At 57.2% G+C, this 9,922-nt stretch carries 10 protein-coding genes and 1 other RNA gene; 7 read left to right on the forward strand and 4 right to left on the reverse strand.

The features are described from left to right. Nucleotides 1-139: a transfer-messenger RNA gene (gene ssrA, locus ACTG3T_RS14140) on the reverse strand; the annotation flags it as partial. A 312-nt stretch (nt 140-451) separates the two neighbouring features. Here ssrA and ACTG3T_RS14145 point away from each other — a divergent pair. From ACTG3T_RS14145 to ACTG3T_RS14155, 3 genes are read left to right on the forward strand one after another with little or no spacing between them, the layout of a single operon-like run. Further along, nucleotides 452-1,735, forward strand: coding sequence for an NfeD family protein (locus tag ACTG3T_RS14145; RefSeq protein ID WP_439102931.1), 1,284 nt, complete (start codon nt 452-454; stop codon nt 1,733-1,735). 17 nt (nt 1,736-1,752) lie between these two features. Then, a complete protein-coding gene (locus ACTG3T_RS14150) occupies nt 1,753-2,541 on the forward strand; it encodes a slipin family protein (protein WP_439102932.1) in 789 nt (262 codons plus the stop codon). A 24-nt stretch (nt 2,542-2,565) separates the two neighbouring features. Further along, nucleotides 2,566-2,973, forward strand: coding sequence for a DUF1761 domain-containing protein (locus tag ACTG3T_RS14155; protein WP_439102933.1), 408 nt, complete (start codon nt 2,566-2,568; stop codon nt 2,971-2,973). A gap of 9 nt (nt 2,974-2,982) precedes the next feature. Here the strand turns inward: ACTG3T_RS14155 and ACTG3T_RS14160 are convergent, their stop codons facing one another. Continuing rightward, nucleotides 2,983-3,522, reverse strand: coding sequence for a DUF924 family protein (locus ACTG3T_RS14160; RefSeq protein ID WP_439102934.1), 540 nt, complete (start codon nt 3,520-3,522; stop codon nt 2,983-2,985). Nucleotides 3,523-3,549: 27 nt separating this feature from the next. Then, nucleotides 3,550-4,323 (reverse strand): ferredoxin--NADP reductase, encoded by a 774-nt coding sequence (locus ACTG3T_RS14165; RefSeq protein ID WP_439102935.1) that lies wholly within the window; start codon nt 4,321-4,323, stop codon nt 3,550-3,552. Between the two features lie 217 nt (nt 4,324-4,540). Here ACTG3T_RS14165 and ACTG3T_RS14170 point away from each other — a divergent pair, with 217 nt between their 5' ends. Genes ACTG3T_RS14170 through ACTG3T_RS14180 form a run of 3 tightly spaced genes read left to right on the forward strand, consistent with a single transcriptional unit; the run spans nt 4,541 to nt 7,993 of the window. Further along, entirely contained in the window at nt 4,541-6,322 is a 1,782-nt protein-coding gene (locus tag ACTG3T_RS14170; protein ID WP_439102936.1) for an N-acyl-D-amino-acid deacylase family protein, read from the forward strand. A 47-nt stretch (nt 6,323-6,369) separates the two neighbouring features. Continuing rightward, complete coding sequence (locus tag ACTG3T_RS14175) at nt 6,370-7,161, forward strand: transporter substrate-binding domain-containing protein (protein WP_439102940.1); 792 nt, start codon at nt 6,370-6,372, stop codon at nt 7,159-7,161. A gap of 34 nt (nt 7,162-7,195) precedes the next feature. Beyond that, nucleotides 7,196-7,993 (forward strand): sulfite exporter TauE/SafE family protein, encoded by a 798-nt coding sequence (locus ACTG3T_RS14180; protein ID WP_439102937.1) that lies wholly within the window; start codon nt 7,196-7,198, stop codon nt 7,991-7,993. A gap of 11 nt (nt 7,994-8,004) precedes the next feature. On the opposite strand, the gene smpB is transcribed toward ACTG3T_RS14180, so the two are convergent. After that, entirely contained in the window at nt 8,005-8,487 is a 483-nt protein-coding gene (gene smpB, locus ACTG3T_RS14185) for an SsrA-binding protein SmpB (protein WP_439102938.1), read from the reverse strand. Nucleotides 8,488-8,591: 104 nt separating this feature from the next. Here smpB and ACTG3T_RS14190 point away from each other — a divergent pair. Continuing rightward, the coding region (locus ACTG3T_RS14190; RefSeq protein ID WP_439102939.1) for a sodium-dependent transporter at nt 8,592-9,922 on the forward strand (1,331 nt) is incomplete at its 3' end.

A 9,922-nucleotide genomic window follows, 5' to 3' on the forward strand; every position in this document is an offset into this window, starting at 1 on the left:
GACTGCTTACGCAGCCAGCGCTACCTCGTAGTTGTCGTCATTGGCAACTAATAGTTTGCAGCTTTGGATTTACGTGATTGGCTACCATCACGGCATGCACCGCAGGTTTTGTTACCGTCGTCGAATCCGTAACGCCCCCAAAAGTGATTGGCATTATAGCACAGGAGGGTGTTGCACGCTCAGATGAGTTCCTCTGTTAAGCGCGGGGCTTAGGGCGTATAACTGGGAATATGGCCATTTGGGGAGATTGGATTTTATGCTGATGGCACGCTCTTTAGCGATACTTGCCAGAGTCTCTAAGGCTGTCCTGTTGCTCTGGACCCGATCAGGCCAGACACCGGTTGGTCACCTTCGTTCTGCGCGCCGTTGCGCCTATTTATTGCTTGCTTTGTGTGCCCTTGCGCCGCTTATTCAGGCGCAGGCCCCACAGCGTGAGGCCGTCCTCCTTACCGTGTCTGACTCCATAAGCCCGGCAACCATGGATCATCTGCAGCGTGGCATCGCCCGTGCTGAGAGCGCCGATGCCCAGTTAGTGATCATCCAGCTGGACACCCCGGGGGGGCTGATGGCCTCCACCCATGAACTGATCAAGTCGATATTGGCTTCCTCTGTACCGGTGGCAACTTACGTTGCGCCCTCGGGGTCGCGTGCCGCGAGTGCGGGCACCTATATTCTGCTGGCGAGTCACGTCGCGGCTATGGCGCCGGCAACGCATATTGGCTCTGCTACGCCAGTGAGCATCGGCGGCTTGCCGGGTCTTCCCTCGGGGGACTCGCCGGGGCCCGGAAAAGAGCCGGATGACAATAGTGAAAAGCCAGACGGCCCACCGGCAGGCGCCATGGAGCGCAAGGTGCTTGAGGACGCGGTGAGCTATATTCGCGAACTCGCTGCCCGGCATAACCGCAATGCCGATTGGGCTGAGAGCGCGGTGCGTGACGCGGCGAACCTCGGCGCTCGGGAGGCGCTAGCCGCCAATGTCATTGACACGCTGGCTACCGATATTAACGACCTGCTGAAGCAGATCGATGGACGGCAGGTGGAGCTGGCAAATGGTGAAATCACCCTGGCGACGGCAGACCTGACTATCGAGCGTGTAGATCCCGACTGGCGCACGCGTCTACTGTCGGTAATCACCGATCCCAATATTGCCTATTTTTTGTTACTTCTCGGTTTTTACGGGATCTTTTTCGAGTTAGCTAATCCCGGTTCACTGTTCCCCGGTGTCATCGGCGCAACATGCCTGCTGCTCGCGTTGTTCGCCTTTCAGATACTCTCGGTGAATTATGCGGGCCTTGCGCTAATCTTTCTTGGCATTGCATTTATCATCGCGGAGGCATTTATCCCGAGCTTCGGAGTGCTGGGGATCGGCGGGATTATCGCCTTCGTTGCGGGGTCCGTGATCCTTATGGACGGAACCAACCAGGCGGTATCGTTGCCGGCCGTAGGTGGTGTCGGCGCGGTTGCCGCGGGCTTTCTGCTCTGGGCCGTTACGCGGCTTATGGAGCTACGCCGGCGCACACCGGTTTACGGGGTTGAGCACTTCACTGCTGAGTCAGCGCAGGCCACCGAGGGGTTTGTGCCTTTGGGCGGGCAGTACCAGGGATATGTCACGATGAGCGGTGAACGCTGGCGTGCCGTCAGCGACGAACCCGTGCGCGAGGGTCAGCAGTTGCGCGTGCTAGGGGTGAATGGATTAACTGTCACGGTGGCGCCGCCTGGCGCTGCCGACAACTAACGCAACGGGAGAAAACCATGATTGCAGACATCGTGCCCTATTTTGCTCCGATAGCCTTTCTGGTCGTCCTCCTGGCATCAGCGATCAAGATTGTTCCTGAATATCAGCGAGGCGTTGTTTTTTTTCTTGGCCGGTTTCAGGGCGTCAAGGGCCCGGGACTCATATTTGTGGTGCCTGGCGTTCAGCAGATCCAGCGGGTGGATCTGCGGGTGATTACGCTGGACGTGCCAAGTCAGGACGTGATTTCCCGGGACAACGTGACGGTGCATGTGAATGCGGTGCTGTATTTTCGAGTGGTAGATCCCGAGAGGGCAATTATTCGCGTGGAGGATTTTGGCATCGCGACGAGTCAGCTGGCGCAAACCACGCTGCGCTCGGTGCTGGGCAAGCACGATCTGGATGAGATGCTCTCGGAGCGGGATAAGTTAAATAAGGACGTACAGGAGATTATTGATGCCCAGACCGAGGAGTGGGGCATCAAGGTCGCCAATGTGGAGATCAAGCAGGTGGATCTCAATGAAAGCATGATTCGCGCCATCGGCCGCCAAGCCGAAGCCGAGCGGGAGCGCCGGGCCAAGGTGATTCACGCGGAGGGCGAGCTGCAAGCTTCACAAAAACTGCTGGAGGCCGCGCAGGTGATGTCAGCGAGTTCCGGGGCCATGCAGCTACGCTATCTGCAGACTCTGGCGGACATGGGTAACGGCAATAACTCCTCCACGGTGGTGTTCCCGCTGCCCATCGAAATCATGGAGAGTTTTGGCAAGATGAGCGAGGCGGTGAAATCTGCCTCCGGCGAGGAGCGGTAGCGTAATGACCGTCAGGAGAATGCCATGGACGATTTTGTGATCAATCTCTGGGCCATACTGGCGGCGGCTGTCGTTGGTTTTGTGGTGGGTGGTTTGTGGTATTCGCCGCTGCTCTTTGGGAATGCATGGATGCGCGCGGCGGATATCAGCCAAGAGCAAATTGCCGCCGGCAACAAGGCCAAAATTTTTGGTCTGACCTTCGTCTTTCTATTGATCATGAGTTACTGCCTGGCGATGTTTCTCGGGACGCCCGAGATCACGCTGCAAGCCGGTGCCTTCTACGGGTTTCTCACCGGCTTTGGCTGGATCTTCTTTGCCTTTGGCGTGGTTGCTTTGTTTGAACTGAGATCCTGGTCCTACATCCTGATCAACGGCGGTTACTGGGTTGTGACCATGACGCTGACGGGAGGGATATTGGGGGGCTGGAAGTAGCTCCGGAATCTACCAGCCGCGACGATTGGCCAGGTATTTCTCTTCGGCGGCTGCGCTGGTCCTACCCAGCTCTGCATTTCGACTGGGGTAGCGTCCAAATTCTTCGATGACTTTCTGGTGCGCTCGGGCGTAGCGTAGTGCTTCGCTATTGCCCAGGGCTTCAAACAGCTTAAGCCCCTCCTCGTGTATGGCAAGGGACTCCGAGTGCATATAGGGCATGTAGCAAAAGTAACGCTGGTCCGCGTTCATGCGAATATCGTCTCCCCTCGCCACGGCCTCCTGAGCAAGTACCAATGCCATGCCGTCCTGAGCATAGGCTCGAGGGTCGTCTCTAAAGAGGTTTCGCGAGAATTGATCGAGGATGATGATCTCTGCGCAGCGCCCCGAGGGACTTGAGCGCCACTCCCAGCACTCACCCAGTCGTGCGGCTTCCAAAGTAGGTAAAAAACGCTCACGGCACAGCGCATCAAAGGCGTCGGATTGTTTGAACCAACGGTTGGCGCCAGCCTCCTCGAACCAGAATTCTAAAACTGCTTCTGCTGTTTGCATGGGCCGAGTTTACCGTGGCAGCAAAAGCTAGCCCACGAAAGCTCGTTCAATCACGTAGTCGCCCGCGGTGCCCTGATTGGGGGATACCTCGAAGCCACGCCGGTCCAGAAGTGCCGAAACATCGTCCAGCATCGCGATGCTGCCGCAGATCATTGCCCGGTCGCAGGCGGGATCGATGGCAGGAATGCCCAAATCGGCCTCCAGCTTACCGCTTTCCAGGAGCTCGGTGACCCGCCCGTTGTTGCGGAACGGCTCCCGGGTGACTGTGGGGTAGTAAAGCAGCTTGTCCCGAATCTCCTCGCCCAGATACTCGTGCTGAGGTAGGTCTTTGACGAGATAGTCATGATAGGCAAGATCACTCACCTGTCGTACGCCGTGCACAAGCACGATTTTTTCATAGCGTTCGTAAGCGTCGGGGTCGCGAACAATGGACATGAACGGTGCCAGTCCCGTGCCCGTGGCGAAGAGATACAGGTGTCGACCCGGGCGCAGGTCGGTGAGCACCAGCGACCCCACGGGCTTTTTGCCCAGCAGTACTTCATCGCCAACGTTGATGTGCTGCAGGCGGGACGTCAGTAACCCATCTGCGACCTTGATGCTCAAAAACTCAAGCTCTTCCTCGTAGTTGGCGCTGGCAATGCTGTAGGCGCGCAGCGCCGGTTTGCCGTCCACCTCAAGGCCGACCATGGTGAAGTGGCCATTCTCGAACCGGAACTCGGGTGCCCGCTCTGTTTTGAAGCTGAACAGACGATCGTTCCAGTGTTTAACTTCAGTGACTTTGGCAGGTGCAACGGCAGCCATTACGGGGTCCTCAACAGTGATTTCATGGATGTGTACGTTGTGAGCGGCGAATTCTGATCACCTGCGCTGCCACCTGCAAGAAAATCACCGTCTTCATCAAGAACGCTTTTTCCTAACCTTATTCCTGAGGGAGACATTTTTCCCCGGTGGACAGCCTGCCTTGCCCTGCCTAGACTCTTCGAGGGAAGTAAGTACTGATTGAGATAAAGGCGCAAAGATGGATTACGACCTCAAGATTACTGGTGGTTTGCTGTTCGATGGAGACGGCGACGAAGCTTACAAGGCGAATGTCGCTATTCGCAACGGCACAATTGTGGCCGTTGGCGACTGTCCCGGCGATGCTCGCAAAACCATCGATGCGCAGGGTCACATTGTTACCCCCGGTTTTATTGACCTGCATACCCATTATGACGGGCAGGTGTCCTGGGATGCGGGAATGCAGCCCAGCGTGAACCATGGTGTCAGCACTGTAGTGATGGGTAGCTGCGGAGTGGGCTTTGCGCCTGTCCGGGAGGCGGACCGGGAGAAACTCATCCGACTCATGGAGGGTGTTGAAGATATACCGGGCATCGCTCTGGCTGAGGGGCTTACCTGGGATTGGGAGACATTGCCCGAATACATGGATGCGCTGGACGCCAAGCCCCACAGCATCGACTTTGCGGTGCAGGTGACCCACGACCCCCTGCGGGTTTATGTCATGGGTGATCGCGCGGTGTGCAATGAGTCTGCCACAGAGACCGATATCGCCTCCATGCGACGAATCACGCGGGAGGCACTGGAGGCGGGCGCTATCGGTTTCTCTACCGGTCGCTCGGATGTGCATCGCAGCGCCGATGGCGAATGGACCCCTTCCTCGGAGGCAACCACGGAAGAGCTGGCGGGTATCGCGAGCGCGTTTTCCGGACTGTCTCACGGGATCTTGCAGGCGGTTAACGATTTTGATCTTGAGCGGGAGGGCGATGCTTTTGATAAGGAGTTCGATATTCTGGAGAGCATGGCGGCCGCTGGGGAGGGCCGTCCCTTCTCCCTTTCCCTGATGCAGCGTGACTTTGCGCCGGATCAGTGGCGACGCATTATCGAGCGTGCTGAGAAAGCCGAGGCAAAGGGCGTGAATATGCGTTTGCAAACGGCACCCCGGGGCATCGGCGTTATCACCGGCCTTCAATGCACATTCCACCCCTTTATCGGTTTTCCAAGTTACAAGGCGATCTGTGATCTGCCCCTCGAACAGCGGGTAGCGCGCATGCGCGAGCCTGATTTCAAAGCGCAGATTCTCAGGGAGGAGTCCGAAACGCTGGCGGGTGACGGAACGCCGGTTCCACCCATCGTTGATGCACTGATGGCGGCCATCGATTACGTGGCGAGCAAGACGTTTTTACTGGGTGAGAATCCCGAGTACGAGCAAAGTGCCGAAACCTCGGTATTGCATATGGCGCAGGAGAGAGGCGTGTCCTCCCTGGAGATGATCTATGATCTGCTCCTGGAGGAAGAGGGCAAGGCCCTGCTGTACTTCCCCATCTATAACTACACGAACATGAATTTCGACAACGTTTACGAGATGATGAAACATCCGCAATCGATTATGGGGCTGTCTGATGGGGGCGCCCATGTCGGGACTATCTGTGATTCCAGTTTCCCCAGTTACCTGCTCACCTATTGGGCACGGGACCGTGAGCGCGGTGGTAAGCTTGAGCTCAGCGAAGCTATTCGCCGCTTGACCTCAGATATTGCCGATTACTGTGGTATGGCTGATCGGGGACGTATCAAGGTGGGCCTTAAAGCCAACGTCAATGTGATCGATTTTGAAAATCTGCGCCTGTATGCGCCGCGGATGGTGCAGGATCTCCCCGCCGGTGGGCAGCGCCTGTTGCAGGACGCCGCCGGATATCGGGCTGTGATCGTGGACGGGCAAACTGTTCTTGAGGACGATCAGTTGACCGGCAGTAATCCTGGAAGGTTGTACAGGGCCGGGCAGCAGGCGTTGGAATCTGTTGCCTGACGACTGAACTTTTATAGAATTCTGAGGAACCGACTATTTTGAAACCTGTGCAACTTATCGCCAGTACGCTTCTGGCTCTGACCCTGTTTGCTGCGCCCTGGGCGTTCGCCGGCGATACCCTCGATCGCGTTGTCAAAAACAAAACTCTGGTCGTGGGGATGTCTGGCGATCAGCCGCCCATGAATATGCGCAACCGCCAAGGCGAGCTTATGGGTTTTGACGTCGATCTTGCAAAAGCACTGGCAAATGCCATGCACGCCGATCTTGAGCTCAGCCCCATGCCCTTTGGTGATCTCACCAAGGCGCTTGCTGACGGCAATGTAGACATGGTGCTCTCGGGCATGGCTATCACCGCTGAGCGCTCACGCAGCGCGTCTTTTGTCGGGCCCTATATGATGAGTGGTAAGTCCATTCTCGCGACGCGCACCGCGCTGGCTGAGATAGCCTCTGGTGGCATTGCTGCCACCGACGTTAAATTGGCCGCGCTCAAGAACTCTACCAGTGCGAGTTTTGTTGTGGAGGCCGCGCCCAATGCGACACTGGTCGAAGTCGCCAATTACGAAGAAGCCATCGAGATGGTAACCAGCGGTGAAGTAGCCGGCATGGTGGCCGATGCGCCCGTTTGCCAGCTGCAGGTGCTGCGGAACCCCGATGCCGGTCTCGTGACTTTGGATAAGCCCCTGACCATTGAGCCCTTCGGTGTAGCCGTATCCTCAGACGACCCGGAGTTCCTGAATCTGGTGCGCAATTACCTTCGCGCCTATGAGGGAACCGGTCTCCTTACCAAGCTTCGCCAGAAGTGGTTGGAGAACAGCTCCTGGGTAGCCGCATTACCCTGAATCCTGATGCCTTCCTTCGCGCCCTGGAGAGCTATTGGCCAGGGCGTTTTTCTTTGCGCGCTCAATGATTGAGGCGATTGCCGATACCTTTGCTGCTATTGGCCTTGGCAAAATGCTGGCTATCTGGGCGGCGCTGTTGTTTGCCTCGCTCCTGCGCGCATTTACCGGTTTTGGTTTTGCATTGGCGGCAATGCCGGTGCTGGCTCTCTTTGTGGCTCCGACGGAGGCGGTGGTAATCACCGCTTTGCTGACGCTGGGCACCAGTGTGTTGTCGCTGCCCAGGTTCTGGCCCGATGCGCCAAAGCGCCCACTGTTGCCCATTCTGTTGGCATCCGTGGTGGGTACGGCGGTGGGAGCGCAACTGCTTGCGCGCGTGTCTGCCGAGCAGTTTCAGTTGGGAGTCGGCCTGGCTGTGCTCGCTGCCTGCGGGGTGTTGGCCATGTTCCGCCCGGCTCACAGACCCGTCAGGTGGGGCGTAGCACCGGCAGCGGGCTTGCTGTCGGGGCTTATGAACGGCGTTTTCGCGGTGCCGGGCCCTCCGGTCATTATCTTTGTCATGGCGACCCAGGAGGATGCGCGAGGCAGCAGGGCGATGCTCCTCAGCTACTTTATGCTGGCCTCGGTGATTGCGCTGTGCATGTTTGGTTTATCGGGCTACATCACAGCAAAGGCGCTGTGGATGTTTCTTCTGGGTATGCCTGCCATGGTGATCGGCGATCGTCTGGGGCATGTGGTGTTTGCCCGTTTCGGCAACCGGTTTTATCGCCGCGTCGCGCTGACTGTTTTGTGCGTCGTGGGTCTAGCCATTACCATCAAGGCCCTGCTTGCCTGAATTTTTATGATTTACTGCTTCACCGCATCTCGCATGATGCGCTGTTTCTGCACGCCCCATTCACGCTCTTTCTGGGTTTGTCGCTTGTCGTGGCTCTGCTTGCCGTGGGCGAGTGCGATTGCGGCCTTTACGAGGTGCCCCTTCCAGTAGAGCTTGGTGCAGACACAGGTCTGCCCTTTGGCGCTCACGGCGGCCAGTATTCTGGCGAGCTCCCGACGATTAAGGAGTAACTTCCGGGTCCGGGTAGGGTCCGTTACATAATGTGTTGATGCCGTGGCGAGTGGCGTAATCTGCGACCCCAGTAAATACGCCTCACCATCTTTCATCATGACGTAAGAGTCAGTGAGTTGTGCTTTCCCTGCGCGCAGGGCTTTTACTTCCCAGCCCGTAAGGGCGACGCCGGCCTCAAAGGTTTCCAGAAGATGGTAGTCAAAACGCGCACGCTTGTTTTGAACAATCGTTGTGTCTGCTGTGTTGGATTTCTTTTTTCCCATGGCGGCCATTGTACAGGGACTCGTCAAGGGGCGAGCGAGGAATCTACTTTGCAAGGACGTGTTGCTCGGGCAAGCTGTGCACTGACCCGGCTTATTGGATGCCAATGAAGCTTTACTTACCTGTAGAACGCTGGAAGTCGCGGACGACCTTTGTGTTTGCTCTCGCAATAGCAGCGGTAGGTCTTGGCAATCTGTGGCGTTTTGCATGGCTTATGGGGGAGCACGGAGGTGCGCCTTTCTTTTTCAGCTATGTATTGTGCCTGTTCCTTATTGGTGTGCCGCTGCTTGTCGCGGAGGTCGTGCTCGGCAGTCACGGCCGGGGGTCGCCGTTCCTGACCATGAGTTGGGCGGCGGGGGTATCGGGGAGATCGCGTTTGTGGTTGACGGTGGCGCTGATATCCTGCCTGGCGGGTTTCTTGTTGCTGATTTCCTATCTGCTCATCGCGGGGTGGAGCCTTGCCTACGCTTATCAGATACAGCTGGGCGACTTCGCTGCGATCAGCCTGGCAGGAGCATCAGAGTCCTTTGCGGAAAGTCTCGCGGCCCCTGCGGGGTTGCTGCGCTGGCAGTTTCTGGCAGCGTGTATGCTGGCGCTCACCCTCATATTGGGCATACGCCGGGGCATTGGTCTATTCGTATGGATAGCCATTCCTCTGTTGATCACGCTTCTGGGCGTAGTTATCCGTTTTTCTGTGGAATTTGGTGACCTTGCGGCGGCTGGTGAGTTTCTCTTTGCCTGGCAGCCTCTGGATTTTGATCGTGGGTCCTTCATGGCTGCCCTCGGTCACGCGTTTTACACACTTTGCATCGGGGTTGCCGTGGGCATGAGCTACGGCGCGCATGCGCCCGCGAAGTTGCCCATCGTCCGCTCTGTGCTAACGGTTGCGATGTTTGACGTGGTGGTTGCAATCGCCGCGGGGGTCGCCATCTTCCCGTTGCTTTTTGCCAACAATCTTATCCCCGCGCAAGGTTTTGGACTGCTGTTTATCAGTCTGCCCTATGCATTTGGCAATATGCCTTTTGGCGATCTGTACGGAGCGCTGTTTTTCCTGGCGGTGTTTGTCACCGTTCTGGGTACCGCCGTTGCACTTCTGGAGCCCATTGTCAGTGTGCTGGAGCAGCAGTTCCGTGTGCGCCGTTTACATGCCGCTGTCACTATGACCGCTATCGCTTTCATGCTGTCAGCGTACGCACTGGTAGATCTTGGTGCCGGTGACCGTGGAGAGGGTTTTTTACAGTGGTTGGATCAGGTTACCGCGGAGTGGCTCATTCCCGCCGCTGTGCTTCTGCTGGCGCTTTTCGTTGGATGGCGTATGCCCCGGGATGTTTTGCGCAAAGAGCTGGCTCGGGAGCCCGACATCCTGTTTTCTCTGTGGTATTTTCTCATCCGCTTTGTGGCCGTGCCCGTGATTGCCTTCGCGTGGCTCTGGTTATC

The sequence above is a fragment of the Congregibacter sp. genome (assembly GCF_965660375.1).
Classification (GTDB): Bacteria; Pseudomonadota; Gammaproteobacteria; order Pseudomonadales; family Halieaceae; genus Congregibacter.

Coding starts and splice junctions, on each gene's coding strand:
- ACTG3T_RS14150 (WP_439102932.1), top strand. CDS start 1,753: ATGATTGCAGACATCGTGCCCTATTTTGCTCCGATAGCCTTTCTGGTC.
- ACTG3T_RS14155 (WP_439102933.1), top strand. CDS start 2,566: ATGGACGATTTTGTGATCAATCTCTGGGCCATACTGGCGGCGGCTGTC.
- ACTG3T_RS14160 (WP_439102934.1), bottom strand. CDS start 3,522: ATGCAAACAGCAGAAGCAGTTTTAGAATTCTGGTTCGAGGAGGCTGGC.
- ACTG3T_RS14165 (WP_439102935.1), bottom strand. CDS start 4,323: ATGGCTGCCGTTGCACCTGCCAAAGTCACTGAAGTTAAACACTGGAAC.
- ACTG3T_RS14170 (WP_439102936.1), top strand. CDS start 4,541: ATGGATTACGACCTCAAGATTACTGGTGGTTTGCTGTTCGATGGAGAC.
- smpB (WP_439102938.1), bottom strand. CDS start 8,487: ATGGGAAAAAAGAAATCCAACACAGCAGACACAACGATTGTTCAAAAC.